Here is a 23,970-nt window from a genome sequence, read left to right as displayed (position 1 = left end):
TCCCAGACCGGTCGTGTAAATCTTTACGTCATCAGTCCTACCTATATGAGACAGGCATGTTGAGTGTTGGTAGATCAGCTGAAGGAAGCGGAAGCTGGTAGTGGGTATCAGTAGGGGGGGGCAAAGCCCCACGCGCACTTACCGTTTCTTCGCATCAGCATAGATTGCCGCTTAACGATCCTGTTCAAACACGCCGATGAGAGAAGCCTCGTCGGCATTCTTTTGTCTGGACCGGAAAGGGTAGTGCACAGATGGCGAGCTTTAGCTTTCAGATTAAGAGTGGCGGCAAGGGATGTGCGCTGAGCCACTCCAGATATGTGGCGCGGCAGGGATACCACGCCGCCAGAGGGGACTTGGTCCTTTCAGGACACGGCAACCTTCCAGCTTGGACGGGTGGGAACCCGGAAGTGTTCTGGCGGGCGGCTGATGAGCATGAGCGCGCCAATGGCGCGACGTACCGTGAGCTGATCATCGCGCTCCCGAACGAGTTGACGGGACCTCCATTGCTTCCACTGGTGTCGGACCTGGTCCACCAGCTTGTCGGGTCACGACCCTATCAGTACGCGGTGCACTCGCCGCGGTCATCTCTGGAGGGCGAGCAGAATCTGCACATCCACCTCATGTACTCCGACCGAATGTCGGATGGGTACGAGCGCTCGCCCGAGCAGACATTCGCGCGCTTCAACGCCGTCTACCCATGGCAAGGTGGTTGCAGGAAGATGAGCGGAGGTCGCACGCGGATGCAGGTGCGTGACAACTTGATCGCCATGCGCAAGCTGGCGGCCGACATCCAGAATGCACATCTTGCGCGGCAAGGCTATGTCGTACGCGTCGATCACAGGAGTCTGCGGGAGCAAGGCGCGCTCCGTGCGCCTGAGCGTCACTTGGGGCCGGGTCGGGTCCGTAGGATGTCAGGCACAGAAAGAGCTGAGTACACAGCTGCCCGTGGTTCGGGCTGGCCTAAGCCGCGGGTAGACTCGCCCAGCGAGGGGCATTCTCGTTCTCGCGAACCGGATGGCCAAGTCTGGGGAGAATGAGTAAGCATGATGAGGATGGCGTGCTCAGTGCTTCATTTGTAGCAACGTGCAGGCCTGCACGTGATCCTGGCAACGAAAAAAGGCCGCCCAAAGGGCGGCCAGGGGTCACACGATGTGGTCATGAGCAAAGGCTGCGGGGTTGAGATGTAGGAGCCGCTTGCCTCTAGCGAGATGCTCGATATGGATCACCCCTGCGCTCTGGAGCTCCAATACAGTCCTCTCAAAGCGGGCCTGATCTCGGACCGGATTGCACTTCCGGACTTCGTTCCATGGGGCTGTGGCTCGACCCTGACACCAGTACCGACGATGCAGGAACTCGCCCACCCGTTGCTTGTCCTGCTCCAGCAGCGGAACCTCGTGCCGTTCACCGAACACGCGCCGAAACTCCCACAGATGCCATTGAACCACGTCCAGCGCGCGCTGAAGTGTCTCCTGGCTTATCTTTCCTTCAAGGGAATTGAAGAAATGAAAGATCGCAGCGACACGGCCGGTGATCTCCAGCATCTTGGCCGCAGACTTCCGGATGCTGAAGAACTCACCGCCAGGGCGAAGTTGTGGTTCCAGCTTGTTGTGTACGTTCAGCCAAAGTTCTTTGGCCTCAGCGCTGAACTCGAGGAGGATGCGAGGGCGACCATTGGCTTGGCGCGCATCAGCCTCATCGAGAAGCTCGCTGATGCGTTGATGGAACGCTGGAAGATGCGCCCAGATATGGTCCTCCGTCATCATGCGCCTGAAGCCCACGTTGGATGTAGGCCAGGCAACCAGATAGCGGGCGAGATGACCTGAGCCGTCGGCGACGGCGCCGCGCTTCTTCCAGAACTGATCGAAGACCTCTTCTTGGACCATAATGCTAACGGTAATCCGGGGATTCGTCGGGCGCAGATGAAGGTCCTTACGCGCTCTGGGCATGGTGCTTTCACCATCCCATGCCTTGTTTAGAATTCCCATCTTGTCCATTGCGCCACCTCTGAGAACGAGCTCACCCTCGTCACTCACGATTGCAATCGACTTTCCATCGCCGTCCAAGGCTTCGAATAGGGCGCTCTCGGTAATGCTCTGGTGTAGCAAGTACTGTGGTACTGGCTTGCGAGGCTCGCTTAGCGCGACTGACATCAACTCGCTATGATACTGCTGCGGGTTCGCATGGCTTTTCAGTGCTTCTTTAAGCTTTGCATCCAAGGATCTTTCGGCAGTTCGCCATATGCGCATGTCGGCCTCGTAGCGAGCCAGTGCTTGCCTGCAATCTTCAGCGCGCTTCTGGTCGTGCGCGCGGAGCGGAGCTCCGACCCTCGCATCCACCGTAGTTTTGCCGATGCTAGAGTCCCCCAGCACCAGCATGTACAGGCACGTCGGGCGGATGAGCCCGGTGGGCAACAGAACGTCTGCATTGGCTTGGCTGGCTACTGCCATCGAAGCCAGCATGGAGCAGCCTACGAGAGCGGGGGGCGCTTGAGTGTGGTTGATAACCTCCTTGGCGGCGTCGCGTACGAGGGCATACATGGCTTCAACGGGATAGGGAGGAGGGTAAGTCATCATGTTCATGCCTTGCTCTTCTCAGTCGGATCACTTGCCTCGTTGTTCGCGCTCGCGGCGTGAGCAGCCATCAGTGCCTTGAAGCGACTTGGATGCAGCTTCAGTCCTTGGGTCTGGAGCATGTCCAGAATGGCCTTCTGGCTGACGTGCTTGCTCAGCAGTTCGACGATGGTGGGGTACAGCAGAGTAAAGAGCTGAGTTTTCTGGTGCTGGGCCTTAGGCTTGAGGGTGAGCAGAGCATCGGTGTATCGGCGGGCCCGCGCCTCGATGTCCTCGTTGGCTTCGCGCGTGACAGTGTCATTGTTCTTCATATGGCCCTCCTCAGCGCTTGACCTGGGCGTCAGCGCATGCAGCGACATAGGCCATCACGGCCGACCGCCACCACACCGATGGAGAGCGTTCTGAGGCGCCGAGCTTGAACGGCTTGGGGGCCCGAGGGTCATACGAAGGGGAGTTGGCGTTGATCCGAGCGTACCAAGTGCTCTTGCTGACACCAACAATCGACAGCAGTTCGGGTAAGCGAATGGCATGGTCAACGTTTGGGGCTTGCTGGATGGCGCGATAGATCGCCTCCAGGCGCTCCAGCATGGCCGGATGGGGGCGATCACCCGCGCTAGGATCGAGGCGGGAACTGTCTATCGCAAGAGACAGCCGGTTGCGATGAGGCGAGGGAAGGGGGAGTTGCGTGCTGGATGGAGCTTGGCGAGACATGGATTCCTCCGGTTGATGCGGCTAGTGCGCCGCGGTGTGGAGGAGTCTTGCCAAGTCCAGGCTATTGCCAAAATTGCGGCTAGCTGCTGGATTTACTTTAGCGCCTTTTTCTGCTAGCGGACATCTCTTCCATCTTCCGGCATATGCCGTTGTACACGTCCGCTAGCTCTTCGTACGGAGGCGTTTTTTTTGAACCCAAGAACGTAATTTTTGGGCCAAATGATCAGACGCGTTCCATTGTGCGGACGTGTCATTGGGGTTCAGGTTGCCGAGCGCTTCTAGTAGTCCGGAGTACGCCGGATTTATCGAGATCAGATGCGCAGTTTTGCCTAGCAGGAAGTCGGGGCCTTGCAAAGACCTGTCGACTTTAATTTCTCGCATGACTTCCAAAGCTGCCGCGGCGATCGCGTCCCGTATCGCCTTCCCAGATTGCCTGCCTGCCTTACTTTTTGCTTCGGACTCGGTTCTTGGTGAATGTACGATCCCAAGAAAGAAATGAGCTTCAATTAGGCAATGTAAGGCGCGCAACGTGTCGTTGCTCAGGTAAGCATTTTGACCTTCAATCCAGTAAGCGATCGCTATTTCAAGTGCGATACTGAGAGGTAAGCTCACTGCAGTGACCGTTTTGTCGCGCTCAACTTGCGCTTGAGTTACTGCATCGTGGGCCGTAACTCGGCGCTCGGTATCGGTGACCCCAATGTGCATTTCGTGTTCTGTGCGGATCATCTTCTCCCATGCTTTTGCTAGCTCCTCCTGAGCTATTTTGTATCTCCTTTTCCTTCGAATAGACGCGTCTTGTCGCCATTTCGCGTAGGCAGATGCATTTCTCTTCTCCTTGAGATTGTCACAGACACTGCTCCAGAAATGATCGAACTTAGGGCTGAATTTCCTTGTGTCGTGGATGTGTTGGATCTGGTTGAGTGTCCTATCAAACAGCGCTTCGATATCAGGGAGCCGTTCGCTGCTGTCATATCTTCCAGTGTCGCGGGAGCGCGTGGGCGCGTACGTTGTCGACACCAGCTTCTGGGACGAGGATTTTAGGGGAAGGTAGAAGGGCCTTGCGGGGGTCCGTTTGCCACGTTCGCTCAAAGTTTTGCTCCATAGTAGGAAAACTCGTACTTTCTACCGTTGCATCACGCTACAAAATCGCGATACATCAAAGGAGCGAAGCAAGTGCATAGCGTCCGGGATCGCGGCATGGCGCACGGTCAGAGGAGTGTAAGGCACAGGGACGAGCCCTGAGGAGCTAGCCAAGCTAGCCACCCACACACCATCTAGGTCTGAAACCGCCCTAAGTCCCCTGCATAGAATTCCATGCCTGCTAGCGGCCGTGCGCTTCTTGAATAGGACGTTCCTGGGTATCTACGGGGATCCAAGCAACGCCTGCCATGTCTTGAGCTGTTTCTCATCGGCGACTTCTAGCTGTGCCAATGAAGTGATCGCGGAAGTCAGAAGGGGGCGGCCCTCTACCTCGCGTCCGGACTGCATGAGGATCTGGCCACGCAGTGCTTGCAGGCGATGCTCCCAACCTGGCGTGGAGTCCCCGGCCGTCAGTGCCGGCACGCTCAACCCTTCGACCATCTCCAGCGCCTCGCCATATCGCCCCTGTTCGGCCAAGTTGCCTGCCAAGGCATATCGGAAGCTGTGGGCAGCGACGTTGTCTTGGCCGAAGTGCTTGCGAAGCCCGCTTTCGGCCAGGTGCAGGTAGTTCAAGCCTGCGTCGCGATCACCGCAGTCGTACTCCTTGAATCCTAGATTGCCCGTTTCGATCAGCGTGGCCTGGCGCTCCTCGCCATACCGCTTGGCCATGCGCTGGCGAACCGTGCGCGCGATCGGCAGCGCCTTGGCGCAATCGCCGGCATAGTCATGGATGCTCGCCACCAGCGACATCTGGACCAAGGTGGTGTAGTCGTCGGGGCCGAGGATGCGCTCGGTCGTTGTCGCAGCCGCCTCGGCGATGGGCAGGGCCTCGGCGTAACGCCCCAGATTGCGCAGTGCGCGTGCCAGCATCACGCGATAGCCCGCAACCGTGGACTCGCCAATGCGCTCGGGGCGAAGCAGGGGATCGGCCAGCAGGCTCTGGAGCAACGGAATGGCCTCCTCAGCCTTGTCGGACCTGAGCAGGCCATCGGCGATGTTGGAGCGGATCAACGCCGCCATCGAGGCGTCGTCGGGTCGCAGCGCCCGCTGCAGGACATCGGCCCGCCGGTGCGCCACCAGTGAGGGCTCTATCTGCAACTGCTGGAAGTGAAGCTGTCCACGTGCGATGGCCGCATAGAGGGCTACCTCGTTCTCCCCCTCCAGCCGTCGCCCACCTGCCAGCCTGTCTGCTTCCTCCAGCTGGCGTTCCGCCTCGGCGAACGATTCCGGTGTCCCGGCATAGGCCAACGTACGCACCAGTCCGTAACGCGTGATCAGCGTCTGCGCGTCGTCCACACCAAAGGCGCGGCCATAGTCCTGTACGGCCTGGCGCAGATGGCGGGCAGCGCGCTCGCGATCTCCCAGCGTCCGCCAGGCATCGCCCAGCGCGGCATGGATGCCGCCGCGCACCGCAGGGTCCCGGTCGAATCGCTGTGCCAAGGGCTTGCCCGCCTGCTCGAGCATCTGCCGTACCGTGGGGTCGCGCTCGAAGCCTGATCCGCCCGGGCTAAGGGCGCCGATCAGGTCATCGCTCAGAAAGCGCGTCACGGCTTCCGCGCGCGCGGCCTGCATCTGCGCGGTGCGGCGTTGCTGCTCGCTTCGCCACCAGAGTGCCGAGCTGGCCAGCAGGCCCATGCTCAACACGGCGATCGTGGCGATCACCCACGGCCTCCGGGCTCGCGTATGTTCCAGTGCCCGCTGCACCTGCTCGGCGGCGGCCGCCGCCGCTGCATGGTCCTCTGCCAGCGCTTGGCGTTGCTCCAACGAAGACAGCCGCTCGACCAATTCCGCCACGCTGCCCATGCGCTGCGCAGGGTCACCATCGGTGGCGCGGCGGATGTCCTCCACCAGAAGCGGATCCGCGATGTCGCGCTCCCAGCCTGGCGCCATCGGGCGTCGCAGATCGCCGGCCAGCCATTGGTACAACAGCACACCCAGTGCATATACGTCGCTACGCACGGTGGCAGATTGTCCGGCAATGAGTTCCGGCGCCAGGTACAACGGCGTACCGGAACTGTCGCCGCTATGGGCCGTCGTGACCGTCATGCCCATCCCGGTGATGCCCAACTCGGCCAGGCGCTCGGGCTGGAGCAGGCGGCTGTTGCCGAAGTCCGTCAGGCACGGCAGGAAGGCATCGTCACCCCGCGTGCGAACCAGTACGTTCGCCGGCTTGATGTCCTTGTGCAGCACGCCCACGCTGTGTGCGGCATCGACCGCGGCCGCGATACGCAAGAAAAACGCCAGCTTGCGCCCGCGGCTCCAGCCCAGCAGTGCTCCGTGCTCCTCGGCCCATTCCGGCAAGGCCTGTCCGCCGTACTCGCACTCCAGGAAGAACGGCTCGTTCTCGAAATTCCAGTCCAGCACGCGGACGAAGTCGTCCCGATCACCCAGTGTGTCCCGCAGCACGCGCATCAGCGTGGCTTCGCGCTTGATGGCACCCAGCCGCTCGCCGCCCATGCTGAACTTGAAGACGCGGCTGTCCCGCGTGCGTGGCTGGCGCGCTAGCCAGACTTCGCTGCCCAACGTGCGACCCAAGGGCCGCTCCAGAAGGAAGTGTTCCCTGCCGGGTACTGGTTGCCCGGGGGTGAAGGTCAGCGCAGCCTCCCTCCGTTGGCCCTGGGCCACGCGCTCGACAGGACCTTCCAACCGGTAACCCACGCGCGGGACGGTGGTGATCCGGTCCTCGCCAGCGGCATCCAGTGCCTTGCGCAACTTGCCCACGGCCGTGGCCAGCACGTGGTCCACGGTGATCCGACCGGTCCAGACCTGGTCGAAAAGCTCCTCCTTGGTCACCACCTCGCCCACGTGGCGCAACAGCACAGAGAGCACCTGCAGCGGCTTGTGCTCGATGTCGACGGCCAGTCCCGCCACACGCAGTTCATGGCGTGCCTCGTCGAACTCGACGCTGCCAAAGCGCCACCGGTAGAGCCGGGCATCAGACAATGGGGAGGCTGACATGGGGCCGATGATAACGCCGGTTACAAAGTCTTTATGCCGTCCACGGGGCTAGCCTGGCGTCCTTGAAGGTTCCTTGAAACCTTCATGAGGACGCGCGGCGGGCGGCGCCGCCAGTCTCCCCCAATGCCCGGCGTCGGCCGGGGACAGGGGATGGACGTGAAGGCCAAGGGGCGAGCGGGAAGGCGGGGTTTACGGATGCTGGTGGCGGCGCTGGCGTGGGGGTTGGCGGCCACGGCGGCCGCGCAGCCGGCGCCGCCCACCCGCAGCGTGCTGGGCCCCTGGGTGGGCACCTATGTCTGCGCCCAGGGGCTGACCGGCCTGACGCTCAGCATCACCGAGGCCACGCCCACCCGCGCCAGCGCGCTGTTCCACTTCTATGCCGACCCGCGCAATCCGCGCGTGCCGACCGGCTGCTTCACGATGGACGGCACCTACGACCCCGCCAGCGGCCGACTGCAGCTCAAAGGCAAGGAGTGGCTGCTCAAGGCGAGCGGTTACCGGGTGGTGCATTTCGATGGACATGTCGACGCCGAAGGCCGGTCGTTCACCGGCCAGGTCAGCGGCGCGCCCTCGTGCAAGCGGTTCGCCCTGGGCCGCACCGCACCGCCGGCGACCCCGCCGCCGGCGTGCGCCGCCGCCATGCCCGTGGCCCCGGCCGGCCTGCACGATGCCGGGCGCATCGTCGAGGCGCTCAGCGCCGACGGACGCATCGACCTCGACATCCTGTTCGACTTCGCGCGCGCCACGCTGCAGCCGGAGAGCCTGCCCCAGCTGGACGAGCTGGGTCGCGTACTGCAGACCCCCGCGCTTGCCGCGCGCCGCATCGGTATCCACGGGCATACCGATGCAGTCGGCGAGGCCGACGCCAACCTGCGCCTGTCGCGGCAGCGCGCGGCTGCCGTGGCCGAGTACCTGGGCCGCACGTTCGGCATCGCCGCCTCGCGCCTGGACGTGCAGGGCTTCGGCGAAAGCCGGCTGAAACGGCCCGATGCGCCCGACGCGGACGCCAACCGCCGCGTCGCGATCGTGTTGCTGGACTGAACCGCCGTGCCCTGCACCGCGGTGGTGCAGGGTGTGGTCCACCTGGAGAGGAGCGATGCCGAAGAAGACCCCGATTGCGATGCTGGCGCTGTCAGTGCTGTTGTTGTCCGCCTGTGGCGGCGGTAACGAGCTGGCCGACGGCCAAGAAGAAGCCGGCGTGCCGCTGGACGAACTGGAGGAAGCCGCCATGGCAGGGCCCGACGGGCCCGCGCCGCTGCGCTGTCCGGCCAAGGTGCGCAAGACGCTGACCGGTCCCGACATCATCGGGCTGCGCCTCGGCATGACGCTGGAGGAGGCGATGGCCACCACGCGCTGCAGCCTGGGCGAAGACGCGGTGGTCACCGAAGAGAAGCGCTGGCTCGATCGCCTGGACACGCACGGCGTGGCGCTGGGCACGCAGTTCTTCTCGGTCGAGAAGGGCAGCTACCGGCCCTGCAATTTCGCCAGCGAGTGGCAGGAGTGCCGCGGCAAGTTCAAGTGGGAACACACCGACGAAATCGTGAGGGTCGCCACGCCGGGTGTGCCGGGCAAGGAGACCGCGATGGTTGTCTGGCGCACCCAGAAATTCCGTGACGACCAGATGCCCTCGGTGGACGCCACGCTGGAAGCCCTGACCGCCAAGTACGGACAGCCGCAGGTCCGTGAGAACAGTGATTCGCCACGCGGCTACTCGGCAGGTACGCGCGACCTACAGTGGGTCTACGACCGCTCAGGCAATCCATTGTCCGAAGCCAACCCCCTGTTCGGTCGCTGCCGCAATGGCGTCTATGCCGGGGGTGAGAACACAGGGGCCAGCTGGACGGACGGATGCGGACTCAACATCAGTGCACGGGTCGTACTGAGCGGGAACAACCCCGGGCTGGTGATGGAACTGCATACGGCGATGATCCAGCAAAGCACTACCTATGCCTACATCGAAGGCATGCAGGTCGAGCTGCAGCGCATCGGCAATGCAAGGCGCGAGGCGGAAGTAAAGGAGGCCGGCGATGCCAGCGACGTGCGCCTCTAAACAGTGCGCCTACCGCATCGTGTGTCTGGCCCTCCTGTGTGCCTCGATGCTTTCCGCCTGTGAGAGCGAAGCGCCAGCGCGCGATGTGGGAAAGACGATGCCGCAGCAAGAAGCTGCCGATTCATCATCGCCTGCGGACACCACTCGGCCCGCATCGCCTGCCGGTAGTGCCGCCGACGCTACGCCACCGGCGGTTCGATTCGGCGATCGCCAGTTGGATCATCCGGACGATCTGCAGATTCTCATGCTTGCCTACAGGCTGGAGGGTCGTACACCACCGATCGACGAATGGGCGTCATCGCAGTATCGCGTGAAGTATGCGGACGAGTTCAAGCGTCCGAGCCTGCTGAAAGAGGAGCAGGAGCGCCTACAGGGCATCTATGACGGCACAGCCGAAGTTGGCCGCCTGCGACTCAACGTCAACGCGCAGTTCGGCGAATACGACGCCGGCCGGGGAGGGTACTACCTGGATGCGTTCATGCCGGGCAGCGCCTTCAGTTTCGACGCGCAGCCATCGCCGGAGATCCAGAGACAGCGGATCACTCTTCAGGTCGACAATCCGGAGGAGCTCAACTTTTGGCAACTGGATGCTGCTCGGGCACAGGACGTACTGACGCGCAACAGCGGTCTGCGCAGCGTGGTGCTGGACAGCCGGTTCATGATCACCGGCGCAAGTCGCCGTAGCGAGGGTCTGGTCATCAAGGCCCGGCTGCTGGGATACACGATCGGCAGCGATCACTACAACCGCCCCGCGACGTTTGGCGAGGTCAACTTCGATGGTCAAGGGGAGCGCTGAGATGAAATGGCGAGCCAAGGGGTCGTTGGTCGGCCTCACACTGCTGCTATCGGCGTGTGGCGGCGGATTGGCGGGCACCTACGAAGACTCGATGGGCCTGACCCAGCTGCGCTTCGAGCGTGGCGGGGTGGTGGTGCAGTCATCGGATCTGGCCGGGGTCGAGCGGCAGATGCGCTACGAGATGGACGGAGACCGCATACGCATGCGGCATCCCGACGTGGAAGGTGCAGCCTTGGTGCTCACCCGTGTCGACGAGAACACGCTGTCTGGACCGATGGGCGTGACCTACCGACGCGTGAGCGAGTGAGGCATAGCCCCATCTTCATCGGTGAGCTGCGCGAACAACCATGAATCTCAAAGAGGAGAACTGACATGCGGGACTGGCTCTACTTCGACACGATGGTGACGCCCAAGATCATCACCTTCATCTACTGGATCCTGTTGGCCGGTGCCGTGGTGTCTGGCCTGGTGCTGATGGTCAAGGGTTTCGGCCTGATGCGCTACTCCGGGTTTGCGGGCTTCGGCATGATCGTGGCCGCCCCGATCCTGGCCGTGCTTTCCGCGCTGCTGGCGCGCATCTACTGCGAAATCATGATCGTTCTGTTCAAGATCAATGAAGCGCTCCAGGAGATCCGCCGCAAGTAGGACGTGCTCGTCGATTCCGCTGCCGCCATTTCAACCACAGGGGGAACCGCGCCATGGCAACACGTATGCTTCATCGGAGTAATGAATCATTGCTGCCTGCACGATGCATGATGAAGACCAGGCTGACGACTTGGCGTGTACGCTGCCTTCGGGCAACGGCGCTGCTGATGATGTTACCTCTGCATGGCCTGGCGGTGGACCGCGGCAGGCAGGTCGTGGTGACCAAACCCGACGATGCCGCCGGGTTGATGGATGCGGTGGAGAATGCGATCTGGGCGGCCGACGGCAAGCCAGCGTCAAAGGCGGTCTATGTGGTCTACAGCACCGACTGCGCCTGGAGCAAGCGCCTGTTCGACGAAACGCGCGCGTTGGCAGGCAACGTGCAGTTGCGCTGGATTCCCGTGGCGGGCACAACGGCCGCGTCCGTGGTGGCGGGACGCGATAGTACGAGCGTCGGCAATGCGTTCGCCGGCCGGGTTTCACGCGCTGCCGACGCCAAGGCCCAGCGCGGCGTGGCCTACAACCAGGGCGTGATGGACAGCATCACGTACCAGCTGCGGCCCTATGATCGGTCGAAGACGTTCGCATTCCCGACGCTGGTGTATCGCAGCGGCAAGAGCGTCAAGGTCATCGCCGGCAATCCCCGCAACCTCGCCACCCTTGCGGCCGAGGTGGCGAGCGAGCCGCGCGCGGCATCCCTGGTGCCGGCCGGCATCGCGCTTACTGCACAGGCACCCACGCTTCTTCGCAGTCGCAACCTGCCCAAATGGGCGCACCTCAACGACACACCGATGATCTTCCGCGCCGTGCCATCGCCGCAGGCACCCCCCATCGACGATCTGGCGAAGGATTTCCTGGTGCCGGTGAGTGGCATTGTGGGAACGACGGGCTGGATCGAAGTGGCCCCGTGGGGCTTGGACAAGCGCAAGGCTTACGTGCACGACCCGCTGATGGCGCGCATGGCCTTGCTGGACTACCGGGTCAGGCCGCAGGGCGGACAGTGGCAGGCGCCGGCGGTGGTGCAGGTCAGGGAATTCCCTGATAGCGACGCCCATGTGCTGGAAACATTGAAGCCCGGCGAGCGCTATCGGCGCAGCGGCGTGGTCGAGCACGGCGGGCATGTCTGGGACCAGATCGTGCTGTATGCCGACGGTGCAGTGGGCTATGTGAGGCGGTGACCCCAATGGCGAACGTTCTCCGCCGCGACGTACGCAGGTACGTACCGGGCGTTCTGGTCGCGATTCTGGCGGCCGGTCAGGTAGAGGCTGCAGGGCCGGACGAAGGGAGCCTGCGGTATTACCCGACGGTGGAGCAGGTGAGGAAGGATGTCGAAGCGGAGCGTCGTGATGATCGGCCGGGCGAAGTCGACGGGCGCATTTCCGGCCAGTACCTGCTGCTGGCCGAAGTACTCGAGAGTTCCTGGGGGGGGCGACACGGGCCGGCATCGTTCGATGTCCAGGCGCCCGAGAAGGCCAAGCTACTGCGCGACCTGTATCTGGATGCCAGCGCCGAAAGCGGTACGCACCGGTTTCCTGCGCTCCAGCCCGAGTGTTCGGGTCGCACGGTCGAGGAGCAGAAAGCCAAGGGCATCTGCGCCCGCGTGAACTACATGGCCGCCCAGAGCAGCCAGCGCTTCCAGCCCGACGAAGTTCTGCTGGTGGCCCAGCGATATTTCCCTTCGCAGTATCGCGACGCCTTCATCCGGCACTCGCCTGCGCAGGAGTTGGACGAGTACGCATCCAAGATCGCGCAAGAGCGCCAGGCTAGACAGCGGAAGGCCGACCTTGAGAGCAAGTACGCACGGCATGAGGTCATGCGGCGCCGCGTGCTCGCGGGAGCGGTGTTGGCGATGCTTTCGGTTCCGATGGCGGCGCTGGCTCTGCTGATGCGTCGCGCAAGGCGTCAACGGGCGCGTGCCACGTCGCTGACCAGGATCATTTCGGCGGATGACCTCTATCTGTTCTCGAGATCCGGCAATGCGGTGGACGTTCAGCGTCATAGCAAGACGCACGTCACGACGACGACCGAAACACCGTACGTCCATCCTGACAGCTGGCAGTCGCGAGCGCCGACGACAACCACCACCATCACAACCACGGATCACCTGACCCTCTTCATCAAGGGCGATCACGGGAGCGAATGGCAGGAAAGCTTCGTCGATCTTGGGGTCTCCGTCCGGCCGGGCAATCGCGTCGCTGTGGTGTATGGCGGTGACAGATGGACCCGCATGGGCGTAGCGGTCGCGGTGGTCAACATTGATACGCGAGAGGTTGCCGTCGATGAAGTCCAGGCAAGACGCATCGCGTCGCGGTTCTCCCTGCTCAGGGCCACCTTCTGGGGTCTCATGGTAGCGGCCTTGGGTGCCGCGACGGATACGGCCCTTGGCGTTTTCGCGTTCACGCTGGCCGCATCGGCGCTGGGGTTTGTGGCGGCGCTGACTCTGGCTTTCGCTTGGCAATGGTCGCTGTGGGCGAACATCCGGGCGAGAATCCGAGTCTATGCCGATGGCTTGGCTCGGTAGACTTAAGTAAGGCCGTCGGCAGAAGTGCCTTGTCCGCTTTCGACCCGAAGCGGACATCGACACTTGAGGTTGGGCGGCACTCCGAACAAGGGCTTCAGTCAGGCTGAGGCGCTAGCTCACCCAAAGTGAGTAGCTCGGGCGCCTTGTCGTCAAACCTAGCGTCCAACACTGCCAAACCCTCAATAATGCTGAGCTCCATGTCTGCGGGCACGTCACACAGCAGCTGGCTTCGTAGCTTCCGTAGAAACTCGCGAGGATTCCCGACCTGACCATCTCGTAGCCGAGCCGAGCTTTCCTGCAACAGAGAGCGAATCTCCGATGGCGTTCTCATATCCAGCTCACTCTAGGTTCGGCCGGCACGCATTTGACGCATCTTTGCGTACTTCCCCATCCTTGGGGAGCGGCTATGGTCACCCGACTTCATGAAGTTGACGGGCGTATTTAAGGACCGTTTTTTCGTCCTGGGTGGCTTGCTTGGTAGATTCGAGCCAGCGCACCGCCGCCCCATGATTCTCTATCAGCTTCCCGAGCTCGCTCGTCAAGCAGTAGGCGCAAGGTTGTCCGCCAGGACTTGGCCTGGAACAGCAGGAGCAAGGCGACATAGTGGTGCTGGCTGAAGGCCTCAGTTGGTAGCAGATCTTCTTCATGAGCGCGCCAGCCACGCTTGCAGGGTCTACGGTCATGAGCGCGCCTCGCCGAATGCTGAATCCGGCGCTGGACGTTTACGAGAACGACGGCCAGCGCCAATGCGATTTCGAGTCGCTTTCCCGCTCAGGATCGCTTGCTGGGATTGCGCTGCTCGCCCTTCCCTGGCGAGTTCGCGGGCTTCATATCTTTACCCGTTACGGTCTTTTCTGGTCGTTCGCCAGCGACTGTGGCGGGCGTCTTTCGCTGTGGTTGGTCGGGCCTGTTCTTGGTGCTGCTCATGATGCATCTCCACCGACAAGGTTGTCGGTAACTCACCATGCGCCGAATCACATGACGACCGTGTGCAGCCTTAGGGCTATACGGCAGTCAACGGTTCGTTCGCGGACCGACGGACGGTAGTCTTTCGTCAGTTGTTGCCCGAGTTGCCCCTCAACGGGAAATGTTGTCGGTCGTCAACGCGGCATCCTCACGGTAGCGCAACGGCAACGGCGTAGTGTGGTTTGTCCCATCGTGGATATCCTGCACATGCCTAGCATCCGTGAGCTCTCGCTGGAGTATGAATGGCGGCAGGAGGGAGATCAGCACATCCTGCATCTGGGCGAACACGCTCTCCTACAAATTGACCCTGATCGCGACGTTTGGGTGCTCCGATCATTGCTTAAAGCCCCTGGTCTTACGCCGCTTCGGTTCGCTGTGCGAACCGTCGAGATTGGAAAATCGAAGGCGGAGGGCTGGACGATGGAGCGGCAGCACATCATCGCCCATGCGTGCGGACGAGACGATCTAGTGCCGCTGCTGCCGTACAGAATTCCGCGCTTGTCCTATGCCGAGGAGCTGGCTGACTGGACGCCACGCAGAACATGACGCCTCTTTGGTCCAATGAGGCATGGGAATCATTCAAGACTGAAGCTCGCGCAATGCATGGAGCCGGACTTCATGACGAGGCGCTGCGTGCACGCTTGGAAAGTGCCATGAAGCCCCTGCTTGCCTCTGGTGATCGAGAACGTCAGATGCGGATCCGGGAGGATGCTACGCGCTACCTGGTTGCGTGCGGCTTTCTTCCCGTCTCGACATCTCTCTAGGATTCACTACTCCGAACTCGTCACCCCGCGCTCACCCGATAGGCGCATGCTGCTTACCCATCAACAGGAAACTAGCCAGATGCGCGACATCCTCAAAACGTTGAAGAGCGAGCACGATGAACTTCGCCAGCTATTCGCTGATATGGAAAAGACCACTGATCGGGCGAAGAAGTCACGCGGCCACATTCTTAACGAGATCGAGAGCGGTTTGATCCCACATGCCAAGTGGGAAGAGCTCGTGTTCTACCCGGCATTCAAAGCGCGAGCAGATAGGGAAGGTCTCAAGTCGCACGCGGAAGCATTGCAGGAGCATCGTGCGGTTGAACTTGCGGTGCTGCCGGATCTGAAGACGAAAGACACCGGCTCGGTCGAGTTCGCGGGGTCCGCCAAGGTGCTGGGCGAGTTTGTTGATCACCATGCCAAGGAAGAGGAAGTCACGATGTTCAAGATGGCCAGGAAGCTGTTTTCCAAGGAAGAGTTGGCCGTCATGGACGAGGAGTATGATCAATGGAAGGGTTCGCCGGATGCGGCTGCCGCGCTTGCAAATGCATTGAAACAGCCGAGCCCCGAACCTGTAGCGTGAGGGAGCCGGCTTGCAAGCCGATGCACGTAGAGCAGCAAGGAGGGTCTTCGCCATTCATATGTCTCTCTCTGTCAAGCTGCGGCGCCAGTCGAGCGTCGATAAGTCCGAGTGAATAGGCCACGGCTTCGATTCGCCTTTCTGATCTTTTGGAAGGCCCGGATCGAGTCAGACGCGCCCTCTTTGTTGCGCACAAAGCTCAATGATTCAGTTTCGCTTGGCCTGTGATTGGACAGTGATCCTTAAGTAGCGCACCTTCCTCGTAGTCCAAGGGGAAGAGCATGCATAGCGAGGCAGTGGTTGACGGGTCTGTCGTGACTTCCTCTACGGGAAGTCGCGACATCCTGGAGCTTGTTGCAGTCATTACCGGGATGCGGTGCGCGGTGGCCGCTCGCGTCACACGCGAAAGCTGGATCGCGCTCGACGCTATTGATCAAGCCGGTTACGGCATCCGGAAGGGGACCCGACTCGATGCCGGACTTACTTTATGCAAGAAGGTAAAAGATACGCGCACTCCCATCTGCATTTCCGATGCGGAGAAAGGCGCAAGTCTGGATCATGACTACATTCCCGCGACTATGGGCTTTCGGAGTTATGTGGCCGTGCCTTTGGTCACTCGCGATGGCACGCTATTCGGAACGCTATGCGCCTTCGATCCGGATCCTCGCCTCATCTCTTTGAAAGAGGTGGAATCCATGCAGAGGCTTGCCAACCTGTACAGCTTGCATGTCGACAGTGAGGATGATCGGACACGCGCGAGTTCGGAGGCAACGTCACGCGAGATGTCGCTCGCGCAGTCAAGACTAGATCTCGACGAGTCGGAAAACAGCCTATTGCTTGCCAACGGGGTAGCAAAACTCCGCGAAGAGTTCATTGCTGTCCTGGCTCATGATCTCCGCAACCCATTGCAGTCAATAACCATGGCGGCCGAGATCATCGGGACAAGCAAGCTGGACAAGAAGCAGCTCAAGCTTGTTGGTCATGTCAAGCAAAGTGCGGCGCGCATACACGAGCTCATTGAAGTCACCATGGACTTTGCGCGCGGGCGTCTAGGCGGGGGAATGCTCGTGCGCAAGGAAGTGAACGAAGATCTCGCACGTAGCCTGGATGCGGTAATCGACGAGATCAGGCAGGCACATCCTGAGCGCACATTCACCTCATCGACTGACATTACGGAGAGGGTCTTGTGCGATCAGTATCGAATTTCCCAGCTGTTGAGCAACTTGCTTATCAATGCGGTGATCCATGGGAGCCCGGAGTCAGTCATACAAGTCATCAGTAGCACGGAAGACGGCGTGCTCCGTCTCAGTGTCGCCAATCGCGGGGCGATTCCGCCAACCAAGATTGGACGCATATTCGAACCATTCGATCGCCAGGGGGCCGCTCGACCCGAAGAGGGTTTGGGTCTTGGCTTGTACATCGCATCCCAGATCGCCATCGCGCACGACGGCACCTTACATGTCACGTCCGCTGAAGACAGCGGCACGATCTTCGAATTTCAGATGCCTCTCGAGCCTCTGATTCAGAGATAGATCATCGCTGAATGAATGAACGTATTAGGCGCCAGGCGGCATGTCCGCTTCTGGCCGGTAGCGGACACCGATGACGACAGCCTGGTCCTGGTTGCTGACGTCAGGCCTTGGCAGCGGGCACGTTGCTGCGCCCGCCGTCGAACGTTCTCAGAAGTCCCAGCGGCCCATTATGGAAATCGGCACTGAGATGCGGCTACCAGTGTCGTTGATGGCAGCCAAGCCGAGCCCGGCGATCGCTGAGTCGTCGTCCGAAAGATCGTCGATGTAGTTCACCCCTGCGGTGAGCTTCATACTGAAGCGCTCGGTAAACGAGATCTGCGCGCCGGCCTCAAGACCACCACTCAGTGCCCAGTCCTTCTCGTAGAACGGCGCATTCGGGATCGTGATCGCGGCATCGGGAATCTCGAAGATGGCCCTGATGACATCGGTTTCGGTCGCACCCAGTCGCGCCGCGACGAATGGTCTGACCCGGCTGCCGTCGCGGAAGAAGTGCCGGTACCCAGCCTCCCACGCGTACGCGTCATAGCCCGAGAACCTTCCGAAGACGTCGAGCTCGGTGTCGAGCGCCGGCACGTACGCGGCACCGACTCGCGCGCGACCATCATCGGCGCTGGTCTCCCTCGCCTGGAGGAACACTTCGCTCCGGTCGCTCAGTCCGTAGCCCAGTTCCAGGCCCCATGAATTGGCGGTGCCGTAGATCTGCTCATGGCTACCGGAACGAATGCGCAACTCCGCGCTGACGCCCGCCAGCGCGGGGTTCAAGGGACCGAGATCCGGCACCGGTGCCACCGCGCCGGTGTGGACGTCCCCGCTGACCGGCCTGTCGACGCCGCCGAACACCGACATCGAGAATCTTCCCTGTTCGGGACCTGCCGCAAACGCGGGCCCTACCGCCATCAGCAAGGCGGCGCCAAGAAGTTTGATCTGCATGTGCCTCTCCCATCAGTACGGATAGCGCCTACCTACTGTAGGCACGTGCTCTACGCACGCGTGATGGAGGTGGATTCAAACAGGACGAAGTATGTAAGCGGCCTTTCACTGCTACTCACGCCGCGTGCACGCGCCCAGTAGATCTGCAGATGGCCCTGCCAATGGGCGAGGTTGTCATTGGCATAGATCGTGGGCGCCTAGACCCAATCAAAGCAGGAACGCAGTTTGAGAAATTGGACAGCGACTTTCAACGCGGCCGCCCCAAACCTCCGCCACCCACGAGGTCGAGCAGATCGACCTTGTCTAGGGTCACAAGGGTGATCATGGCGCTAGCAGGAACGCACCCGGGTGTGCTTTGTGAAGGCGTCACCGACGCCGCTGTCACATCGGCTTCTCGCGTGGCGGCGTAATTAGAGGCTTAAACCCAGCATAGGATTCACCCGCATGGCCCGTTCCTCAAAAGTAAAGACCGAACAAGTTCACGAACTCCTGCTCCAGGCACTCGAGACTGAGCGCGGCGGCATCCAGATCTACACGGCCGCGGTAAAGGCAGCCGTCAACGAGGACCTCAAGAAGGAATGGGGCGAGTATCTGGAAGAGACCCGCACCCATGAGCAGGTATTGACCCGAGTGTTCGAGCAGTTGGAGATGGACACGGAGGAACAATCACCCGGACGAAAAGTTGTTGCGCATCTAGGCTCCTCCTTGGTCAAGGCCATTGAGATGGCGATGAAGAACGACGCTCCCGAAGCGGCCGAACTGGTGGCTGCTGAATGTGTGGTACTGGCCGAAACCAAAGATCACCAAAACTGGGAGCTAATCGGCAAAGTTGTCGAGCAGGGAGGCGCTCTGGCGAAGGTGCTGGAACCAGCCTACAAAGCTGTCGAAAGTGACGAGGATCACCACCTCTATCACACGATGGGCTGGTGTCGGGAACTGTGGATTCAGTCGCTTGGCATGCCTGCCGTCTTGCCCCCGCCTGAGGAGGTCAAGAAAGTTGAAACGGCCATCGGAGCATCGCGAGCGGAACAAAGCCGCGATGAGATGCTGGGTCGCCAAAAGCATTGAGTAAGGGGTAAGCGACGCCTGACAGTCAGCTCATTCGCCCCTTCCGATCGGATTCTTGTACGTCGTACCCAATCGTCCAAACGTCATCTGCCGGACGCGGCCTGTCTGATGATTGGATTCCTTTGGGCGTGGGGTGCGGACTTTGATGGCAGATTATGGTTGGCATGCAGAAGGTGCCCAGCACCTGCTCAAACGGACGCCTGTGATTCTCGGCGTGCGGCAAGTCGCTTCATGGCTTGGCCGCCCCTCGATCGGAATCAGCGCAAGAATACCTATATGCGAGTCGAGAGGGGAGTGTCCGTTGAGGCAGGAGGCAGCCCGTCAGAGATTAAGGCTCGAAGTCGCCCAGTGTCGCCAACCCACGCTTGTTCAATTCGGCTTGGACAGCGGCTTCGATCTCGGCACTACACTCTTCGGTACATCCCTCGAGCAGTGGAGCCTTCACATCTTCCACGGCACGCCAGAAGGCGGAGTCATCTTGCGTTGCGTCGGGAAGGTCTTCAAGCGCGGCCAGGAACATGTCCCACCGCGGACTGCCCAACCTTTCCTGCGCCAGCGAGCCGCTGCGGATCCCCAGCAATCCGGTCAATTCCAAGAGTCGATCATGGACTTCAATCCGCAGGTCAGGCGGTGTCTGCCCCTGCACCTGTGCCCATAAAGTTTCGATGAACTCGTGCGGGTTGCTGCCTACCTGGCCATCGCGAATGGCATTCTCGGCTTCATCTAGGCGGGCGGCAATTTCTTCGCGCGTGAGCATGGAGCGACTATAGGCTGGCGGAGTTCTCGGGCCGTGACGGCCCACTAAGCATGCTCGCCATGTCGATCTGATCGGCAATCTGCGCCTGCCGACAAGCGGCGATGACGGCCGTTTGGCGGGGCCGGATCCAGTTCTCAACGAAGATCTTGCCCCTGGGCACGCTGGACACTGCCACGGGTCGACCGGGCGTGTCCAACAGTGATGAGCTGAATCGCGCGATCAGACCGCGACCTGATGGCTCAATGCGGGCGATCGGCAGATCTTCGTAGAAGTAGGTATATGCCTTTCGATGTGGATTGATGTGGAACAGATCAGCTTGATGGGGGCTTTCTCGCCAATGAAAGCCGTCTTGAGTGGCGAATGACATGACTGCGTCCTACGAGTAATGGGCCCGCAGGTGGTGCGGGCGAACAACGGCAACAAGAATGAGGGGTAGCCTTGACGACTTGGTGACGCTAGGGGGCCATCGATGTCGGGAGATAGCCGCAGGCGACGAGATGACGCATCGCGTCCTCATAGACCTGTGCTTGGTCCATCGGCTCCGCCGAGGTATAAAGCTCGGTCATCGCCTGATCGAGTCGTTTCCAGAGCGCATCGCCGCGCAGACCGTAGGCATGGAGCGAGCGTGCCTCGTACTTGAAGGCAGCCCAGGCATCGTCCGACCAAACCGTTGTCATCAGCCGGCCTTGGCCCAGCTAGGCAACTGCCAGCGGTAGGTACGTCGTATGGGACCATGGACGATCGGAGGCGCCAGATCGGGGCGGTGGCAGGCGTTTGCGACCAGCCGCAAGCGCTGCCGTACCCATCGGTGAGCCCAACCGCGACCGTACTCCACCCCACGAATCGCGACCTGCTGGCGATTCAGACCGGACGCCTCGAGAAGCGTCTCTACAATCCACCCGTTGCCGACCGGGCGAATACGCGCTACCGCGTGAGCATCCAAGTACAGCGTCGGATGGCCATCGTCTTCTCGCCAGAGGAAGTCAAGCGGGAGCTTAGAGCTGAAAGGCATCGCATCGGACCTCCGTGTAGTGGCTGGGAGAACGTAAGTTACGCATCGGCCGTCGATGCCACGTCAATGATGACGGGTGTCCTGCTTGCCCTTCATGAACTATTTAGCCGCTTGCTGCCGGACTCGAGACACGTAGGCATTTCCATGCACGTGCCAGCGCCATGGATGCTCGCGCGCTTTTGAAATGCCGATGCGTGGCGTTGCGACGGGTGTTGCCGGCGGGGGAACCCCATCATCGACAATGGTGATTCCAAGCTCGTTATTGACCAAATCTGCGCCGTTCAACGCTCAGGTGATGCCCAGGGCTTGCGCCAGCTTGCCCGGACCATTCCCTATGTCTGCCTCCCGGCGTGGCTCTCCCCGCGCGGTACGGATAACGTCCAGGCGCTGGACGGGCTCGATCGCGCGCAGTAGAACCCCTACGCCTTCGCCCACTTCGCCGCACACCGTATTGGCGCACCAGTGGATGCCATAGCTAAAGTAGACATACAGATGCCCAGCCTCGCCAAACATGGTGGCATTGCGCTGCGTGCGCCCTCGGTAGGTGTGGGCCGCCGGATCATCTGCGCCGCAGTACGCCTCGACCTCCACGATTCTGCCCGCCCGTCCGTCGGCAACCACGATCAGCTTGTTTAGTAGATCCGGGGCGACAAGCCGGGGGTCTCGACGGTAGAAGCCCCTAGGGAGCGTCGACTTCATGGTCCGCCCTAGTGCAGCGCCGGAACCTCGGCGGTGTCCGCCTGCGCAAGGCGCTGCGTCACCGCGCGCATGAGCTTCGGTCTGCGACACTGGGCCCATCGGGTCAGCCACGCCTTGCCATGATGCAGGGAGGGCACCGAGATCCTTGAGGGTGGCTCCCCTGCGGGTTCGATCTGATGCACCAGCGTCCGCACGACCCAGCCGCTGCCGGTGGGCTCCACATGCGCCAGCGGGACCTCGGCCAGAGACAACGTGTGACGATGTCCGTCGTCCCGCCAACTGAATTCTTCGGGCAAGCGCTCGTAGCCGGCCATGGGGCACCTCCTGACATGCGTGAGCACGCTAGGAAGCGCGGTGTGGACGTTGTGTAAATCTGCTGTCTGCGCGTGAAACGGCATGTCCAAGTGTGAGAAATCGTTCCACGCGCAAGATCGTAGAACCTTGATCAATGGGTTGGGCGCGTTCAGCGAAATACTAATAGCGAGAGCGGCGGCCGCAGGTCTAGGCTTCTTCGCCCGGTCTCGCACCGTGCGACGGGGGCGCTAGAGGATGCCGACCATGCTGAACCCCGCTCACGAAACCTTTACCCATCTGATTGGCCCTGCGGCTATTGATCCTCCCCAGCTGGCCCTTCCGCTGGGCGCCGCGGCCGCACGCGCCGGCTTTCCATCTCCCGCCGAAGACTTTCAGGACGACTCGATCGACCTGAACGACATGCTGGTGCGGAATCCGCTGGCCACGTTCCTCTACCGCGCGGAGGGATGGTCCATGCTCCATGCGGGTATTTGCGATGGGGACCTGCTGGTCGTTGATCGCTCGGTGACCCCGATCGACGGCGATCTGGTGATTGCGACGTGGGAGGGCAACCAGCCCGCCTGCAAGGTGCTCAAGGTTTGCAGCGACCACATCGAACTGCACAGCCGCAATCCACATTTCCCCCCCATCATTCTGGCGCCTTGTACGGAGGCCGAGGTCTTCGCCGTGGTGAGCGTGGCCCGTCAGATTAATCGAGGGCGAAACCGTGTTCGCTCTGGTTGATGGCAACAATTTCTACGCAAGCTGTGAGCGTGTATTCGACCCGTCCATTCGCCACAAGCCGGTGGTGGTGCTGAGCAATAACGATGGCTGCGCCATCGCCCGCAGTGCAGAGGCCAAGGCCTTAGGGATTCGTATGGGCCACCCCATTCACTTGGTGGAGCCTGCGATGCGCCGTCAGCTGGTCGTGCGCTCGGCCAACTTCACGCTATATGGCGACATGAGTGCGCGCGTGGTCTCGATCCTGCGCGATGCCTCGCCGCGGGTCGAGGTTTACTCGATTGATGAGTCCTTTCTGGACATGTCGGGGATCCGGGATCGCGAAGGCTTCTGCCGCGACCTACGCGAGCGTATCCATCGTTGGACGGGTATCCCCAATTGCATTGGCATCGCGCCTACCAAGACGTTGGCTAAACTTGCCAACAAGCTGGCCAAGAGCGGTCAGGGCGTGGTCACCCTCGCGTCCAGGCAACAACAGGAAATAGCACTGCAGAACTTTCCTGTCGGTGACGTGTGGGGCGTGGGCAAGCGCTGGTCAGAGAAGCTGGCGAGCCTAGGGATCTTCTCGGCAGCGCAGCTGCGGGATGCGCCCACCGATCTAATCTTGCAGCGCTTCGGCATCGTAATGACGCGTACTCAACGGGAGCTGCAAGGTCAGACTTGCATGGATTTGGAAGAGGTGGAGCCCGATCGACAGCAGATCCTGGTCAGCCGCTCCTTCGCCGAGCGTGTGGAGGACCACGACGCGGTAGCTCAAGCCGTGGCGACGTTCGCCGTGCGAGCGTGCGAGAAGCTCAGGCGCCGCGGTCTGGTCGCCTCGGCGGTCGGGGTGTTTGCCCACACGGACGCGTTCCGTCCCGAACTCAAGCAGCACAGCCCCACTCGCATGATCAGCCTGCCTGCAGCCACCTCTGACTCCCGCGTGGTTCTGGGCACCGTTCGTAGATTGATGACGGGTCTGCTCCGCCCGGACTATGGCTACAAGAAAGCCGGTGTCACTCTGACTGACCTGGCCAGGCCGTCAGAACTGCAGGGCGACCTGTTCTCGCCTGCCGCGGTGGGGGACGACCGCCTCATGGCCACCCTCGATCAGATCAATCGCAAGTTTGGACGCGGAGTGGCAGGCCTCGGCGCCAGTGGTTGGAAGCCCAAACCCGCGTGGGGCATGCGGCAACAGATGCTGTCTCCTTGCTACACGACTTCCGTGCGTGACCTGCCTCGCGCTACTTGCTAGCC

At 61.5% G+C, this 23,970-nt stretch carries 25 protein-coding genes and 1 pseudogene; 13 read left to right on the top strand and 13 right to left on the bottom strand.

The window, feature by feature from the left end; translation table 11 throughout:
* Window positions 1–581: 581 nt before the first annotated feature.
* From IB230_RS19845 to IB230_RS15055, 6 genes are all read right to left on the bottom strand, one after another.
* Window positions 582–839 (bottom strand): hypothetical protein, encoded by a 258-nt coding sequence (locus IB230_RS19845; protein ID WP_255430493.1) that lies wholly within the window; start codon window positions 837–839, stop codon window positions 582–584.
* A 303-nt stretch (window positions 840–1,142) separates the two neighbouring features.
* Window positions 1,143–2,579: a YfjI family protein gene (locus IB230_RS15075; RefSeq protein ID WP_192273610.1), complete on the bottom strand. Its 1,437-nt coding sequence runs from the start codon at window positions 2,577–2,579 to the stop codon at window positions 1,143–1,145.
* The gene (locus IB230_RS15070; protein WP_192273609.1) at window positions 2,576–2,881 is read right to left on the bottom strand and encodes a hypothetical protein; all 306 of its coding nucleotides are present in this window, start codon (window positions 2,879–2,881) and stop codon (window positions 2,576–2,578) included. Before IB230_RS15070 ends, IB230_RS15075 begins: the two co-directional genes overlap by 4 nt.
* A 10-nt stretch (window positions 2,882–2,891) precedes the next feature.
* The gene (locus IB230_RS15065) at window positions 2,892–3,158 is read right to left on the bottom strand and encodes an AlpA family phage regulatory protein (RefSeq protein WP_192273608.1); all 267 of its coding nucleotides are present in this window, start codon (window positions 3,156–3,158) and stop codon (window positions 2,892–2,894) included.
* A 285-nt stretch (window positions 3,159–3,443) separates the two neighbouring features.
* Complete coding sequence (locus IB230_RS15060; protein ID WP_192273607.1) at window positions 3,444–4,298, bottom strand: hypothetical protein; 855 nt, start codon at window positions 4,296–4,298, stop codon at window positions 3,444–3,446.
* A 345-nt stretch (window positions 4,299–4,643) separates the two neighbouring features.
* Window positions 4,644–7,379 carry a winged helix-turn-helix domain-containing protein gene (locus IB230_RS15055; RefSeq protein WP_192273606.1) on the bottom strand — a complete coding sequence of 912 codons (2,736 nt, stop codon included), beginning with the start codon at window positions 7,377–7,379 and terminating at the stop codon, window positions 4,644–4,646.
* A 195-nt stretch (window positions 7,380–7,574) separates the two neighbouring features.
* On the opposite strand from IB230_RS15055, the gene IB230_RS15050 reads away from it, so the two are divergent.
* The 7 genes from IB230_RS15050 (at window position 7,575) to IB230_RS15020 (ending at window position 13,391) form a co-directional block, all read left to right on the top strand.
* Window positions 7,575–8,420 (top strand): OmpA family protein, encoded by an 846-nt coding sequence (locus IB230_RS15050; protein WP_192273605.1) that lies wholly within the window; start codon window positions 7,575–7,577, stop codon window positions 8,418–8,420.
* Window positions 8,421–8,475: 55 nt separating this feature from the next.
* The gene (locus tag IB230_RS15045; RefSeq protein ID WP_192273604.1) at window positions 8,476–9,429 is read left to right on the top strand and encodes a hypothetical protein; all 954 of its coding nucleotides are present in this window, start codon (window positions 8,476–8,478) and stop codon (window positions 9,427–9,429) included.
* A gap of 97 nt (window positions 9,430–9,526) precedes the next feature.
* Window positions 9,527–10,225: a hypothetical protein gene (locus IB230_RS15040; RefSeq protein WP_192273603.1), complete on the top strand. Its 699-nt coding sequence runs from the start codon at window positions 9,527–9,529 to the stop codon at window positions 10,223–10,225.
* A 1-nt stretch (window position 10,226) separates the two neighbouring features.
* Window positions 10,227–10,532, top strand: a complete 306-nt coding sequence (locus IB230_RS15035; RefSeq protein WP_192273602.1) for a hypothetical protein — start codon at window positions 10,227–10,229, stop codon at window positions 10,530–10,532.
* A 65-nt stretch (window positions 10,533–10,597) separates the two neighbouring features.
* On the top strand, window positions 10,598–10,870 hold the full coding sequence (locus IB230_RS15030; protein WP_192273601.1) for a DUF4282 domain-containing protein: 273 nt from the start codon (window positions 10,598–10,600) through the stop codon (window positions 10,868–10,870).
* Window positions 10,871–11,037: 167 nt separating this feature from the next.
* Window positions 11,038–12,048: a hypothetical protein gene (locus IB230_RS15025; RefSeq protein ID WP_192273600.1), complete on the top strand. Its 1,011-nt coding sequence runs from the start codon at window positions 11,038–11,040 to the stop codon at window positions 12,046–12,048.
* Between the two features lie 5 nt (window positions 12,049–12,053).
* Entirely contained in the window at window positions 12,054–13,391 is a 1,338-nt protein-coding gene (locus IB230_RS15020) for a hypothetical protein (RefSeq protein ID WP_192273599.1), read from the top strand.
* A 771-nt stretch (window positions 13,392–14,162) separates the two neighbouring features.
* On the opposite strand, the gene IB230_RS15015 is transcribed toward IB230_RS15020, so the two are convergent.
* Window positions 14,163–14,318, bottom strand: coding sequence for a hypothetical protein (locus IB230_RS15015; protein ID WP_192273598.1), 156 nt, complete (start codon window positions 14,316–14,318; stop codon window positions 14,163–14,165).
* 231 nt (window positions 14,319–14,549) lie between these two features.
* Between IB230_RS15015 and IB230_RS15010 the strand changes: the two genes are divergently transcribed.
* The 3 genes from IB230_RS15010 (at window position 14,550) to IB230_RS15000 (ending at window position 17,233) form a co-directional block, all read left to right on the top strand.
* The gene (locus IB230_RS15010) at window positions 14,550–14,903 is read left to right on the top strand and encodes a hypothetical protein (protein WP_192273597.1); all 354 of its coding nucleotides are present in this window, start codon (window positions 14,550–14,552) and stop codon (window positions 14,901–14,903) included.
* A gap of 297 nt (window positions 14,904–15,200) precedes the next feature.
* Window positions 15,201–15,704: a hemerythrin domain-containing protein gene (locus tag IB230_RS15005; protein WP_192273596.1), complete on the top strand. Its 504-nt coding sequence runs from the start codon at window positions 15,201–15,203 to the stop codon at window positions 15,702–15,704.
* 278 nt (window positions 15,705–15,982) lie between these two features.
* Window positions 15,983–17,233 (top strand): GAF domain-containing sensor histidine kinase, encoded by a 1,251-nt coding sequence (locus IB230_RS15000; RefSeq protein ID WP_192273595.1) that lies wholly within the window; start codon window positions 15,983–15,985, stop codon window positions 17,231–17,233.
* A 147-nt stretch (window positions 17,234–17,380) separates the two neighbouring features.
* Here IB230_RS15000 and IB230_RS14995 read toward each other — a convergent pair whose 3' ends face one another.
* A complete protein-coding gene (locus IB230_RS14995) occupies window positions 17,381–18,163 on the bottom strand; it encodes a MipA/OmpV family protein (RefSeq protein WP_192273594.1) in 783 nt (260 codons plus the stop codon).
* 444 nt (window positions 18,164–18,607) lie between these two features.
* On the opposite strand from IB230_RS14995, the gene IB230_RS14990 reads away from it, so the two are divergent.
* On the top strand, window positions 18,608–19,231 hold the full coding sequence (locus IB230_RS14990) for a hypothetical protein (protein WP_192273593.1): 624 nt from the start codon (window positions 18,608–18,610) through the stop codon (window positions 19,229–19,231).
* A gap of 328 nt (window positions 19,232–19,559) precedes the next feature.
* Here IB230_RS14990 and IB230_RS14985 read toward each other — a convergent pair whose 3' ends face one another.
* The 5 genes and pseudogenes from IB230_RS14985 to IB230_RS14965 all read right to left on the bottom strand — a co-directional run bounded on the left by IB230_RS14985 (window position 19,560) and on the right by IB230_RS14965 (window position 22,013).
* On the bottom strand, window positions 19,560–19,988 hold the full coding sequence (locus IB230_RS14985) for a hypothetical protein (protein WP_192273592.1): 429 nt from the start codon (window positions 19,986–19,988) through the stop codon (window positions 19,560–19,562).
* A gap of 7 nt (window positions 19,989–19,995) precedes the next feature.
* Entirely contained in the window at window positions 19,996–20,355 is a 360-nt protein-coding gene (locus IB230_RS14980; RefSeq protein WP_192273591.1) for a hypothetical protein, read from the bottom strand.
* An 88-nt stretch (window positions 20,356–20,443) separates the two neighbouring features.
* Window positions 20,444–20,665 carry a hypothetical protein gene (locus IB230_RS14975; RefSeq protein ID WP_192273590.1) on the bottom strand — a complete coding sequence of 74 codons (222 nt, stop codon included), beginning with the start codon at window positions 20,663–20,665 and terminating at the stop codon, window positions 20,444–20,446.
* A 434-nt stretch (window positions 20,666–21,099) separates the two neighbouring features.
* A pseudogene (locus tag IB230_RS14970) lies at window positions 21,100–21,699 on the bottom strand (DNA-3-methyladenine glycosylase).
* Window positions 21,700–21,707: 8 nt separating this feature from the next.
* Window positions 21,708–22,013, bottom strand: coding sequence for a hypothetical protein (locus tag IB230_RS14965; RefSeq protein ID WP_192273589.1), 306 nt, complete (start codon window positions 22,011–22,013; stop codon window positions 21,708–21,710).
* A 244-nt stretch (window positions 22,014–22,257) separates the two neighbouring features.
* Between IB230_RS14965 and IB230_RS14960 the strand changes: the two genes are divergently transcribed.
* The gene (locus tag IB230_RS14960; protein ID WP_192273588.1) at window positions 22,258–22,737 is read left to right on the top strand and encodes a S24 family peptidase; all 480 of its coding nucleotides are present in this window, start codon (window positions 22,258–22,260) and stop codon (window positions 22,735–22,737) included.
* Window positions 22,721–23,968 carry a Y-family DNA polymerase gene (locus IB230_RS14955; protein ID WP_192273587.1) on the top strand — a complete coding sequence of 416 codons (1,248 nt, stop codon included), beginning with the start codon at window positions 22,721–22,723 and terminating at the stop codon, window positions 23,966–23,968. Before IB230_RS14960 ends, IB230_RS14955 begins: the two co-directional genes overlap by 17 nt.
* Window positions 23,969–23,970 lie beyond the last annotated feature (2 nt).

The sequence above is a fragment of the Pseudoxanthomonas sp. PXM01 genome, from assembly GCF_014851815.1.
Taxonomy (GTDB): Bacteria; Pseudomonadota; Gammaproteobacteria; order Xanthomonadales; family Xanthomonadaceae; genus Pseudoxanthomonas_A.
Note: the sequence above shows the minus strand (reverse complement) of the source record. Positions and strands in the feature narration are given on the sequence as shown.

Excerpts from the sequence above, each read along its gene's own strand:
- IB230_RS14985 (WP_192273592.1), bottom strand. The coding sequence starts at position 19,988 with ATGCTCACGCGCGAAGAAATTGCCGCCCGCCTAGATGAAGCCGAGAAT.
- IB230_RS14980 (WP_192273591.1), bottom strand. The coding sequence starts at position 20,355 with ATGTCATTCGCCACTCAAGACGGCTTTCATTGGCGAGAAAGCCCCCAT.
- IB230_RS15055 (WP_192273606.1), bottom strand. The coding sequence starts at position 7,379 with ATGTCAGCCTCCCCATTGTCTGATGCCCGGCTCTACCGGTGGCGCTTT.
- IB230_RS15075 (WP_192273610.1), bottom strand. The coding sequence starts at position 2,579 with ATGAACATGATGACTTACCCTCCTCCCTATCCCGTTGAAGCCATGTAT.
- IB230_RS15040 (WP_192273603.1), top strand. The coding sequence starts at position 9,527 with ATGCCGCAGCAAGAAGCTGCCGATTCATCATCGCCTGCGGACACCACT.
- IB230_RS15005 (WP_192273596.1), top strand. The coding sequence starts at position 15,201 with ATGCGCGACATCCTCAAAACGTTGAAGAGCGAGCACGATGAACTTCGC.
- IB230_RS15015 (WP_192273598.1), bottom strand. The coding sequence starts at position 14,318 with ATGAGCAGCACCAAGAACAGGCCCGACCAACCACAGCGAAAGACGCCC.
- IB230_RS15035 (WP_192273602.1), top strand. The coding sequence starts at position 10,227 with ATGAAATGGCGAGCCAAGGGGTCGTTGGTCGGCCTCACACTGCTGCTA.
- IB230_RS15050 (WP_192273605.1), top strand. The coding sequence starts at position 7,575 with ATGCTGGTGGCGGCGCTGGCGTGGGGGTTGGCGGCCACGGCGGCCGCG.
- IB230_RS15045 (WP_192273604.1), top strand. The coding sequence starts at position 8,476 with ATGCCGAAGAAGACCCCGATTGCGATGCTGGCGCTGTCAGTGCTGTTG.
- IB230_RS14975 (WP_192273590.1), bottom strand. The coding sequence starts at position 20,665 with ATGACAACGGTTTGGTCGGACGATGCCTGGGCTGCCTTCAAGTACGAG.
- IB230_RS14990 (WP_192273593.1), top strand. The coding sequence starts at position 18,608 with ATGGCCCGTTCCTCAAAAGTAAAGACCGAACAAGTTCACGAACTCCTG.
- IB230_RS14965 (WP_192273589.1), bottom strand. The coding sequence starts at position 22,013 with ATGGCCGGCTACGAGCGCTTGCCCGAAGAATTCAGTTGGCGGGACGAC.
- IB230_RS15025 (WP_192273600.1), top strand. The coding sequence starts at position 11,038 with ATGATGTTACCTCTGCATGGCCTGGCGGTGGACCGCGGCAGGCAGGTC.
- IB230_RS14995 (WP_192273594.1), bottom strand. The coding sequence starts at position 18,163 with ATGCAGATCAAACTTCTTGGCGCCGCCTTGCTGATGGCGGTAGGGCCC.
- IB230_RS15065 (WP_192273608.1), bottom strand. The coding sequence starts at position 3,158 with ATGCTGGAGCGCCTGGAGGCGATCTATCGCGCCATCCAGCAAGCCCCA.
- IB230_RS14960 (WP_192273588.1), top strand. The coding sequence starts at position 22,258 with ATGCTGAACCCCGCTCACGAAACCTTTACCCATCTGATTGGCCCTGCG.
- IB230_RS15000 (WP_192273595.1), top strand. The coding sequence starts at position 15,983 with ATGCATAGCGAGGCAGTGGTTGACGGGTCTGTCGTGACTTCCTCTACG.
- IB230_RS15020 (WP_192273599.1), top strand. The coding sequence starts at position 12,054 with ATGGCGAACGTTCTCCGCCGCGACGTACGCAGGTACGTACCGGGCGTT.
- IB230_RS15070 (WP_192273609.1), bottom strand. The coding sequence starts at position 2,881 with ATGAAGAACAATGACACTGTCACGCGCGAAGCCAACGAGGACATCGAG.
- IB230_RS15030 (WP_192273601.1), top strand. The coding sequence starts at position 10,598 with ATGCGGGACTGGCTCTACTTCGACACGATGGTGACGCCCAAGATCATC.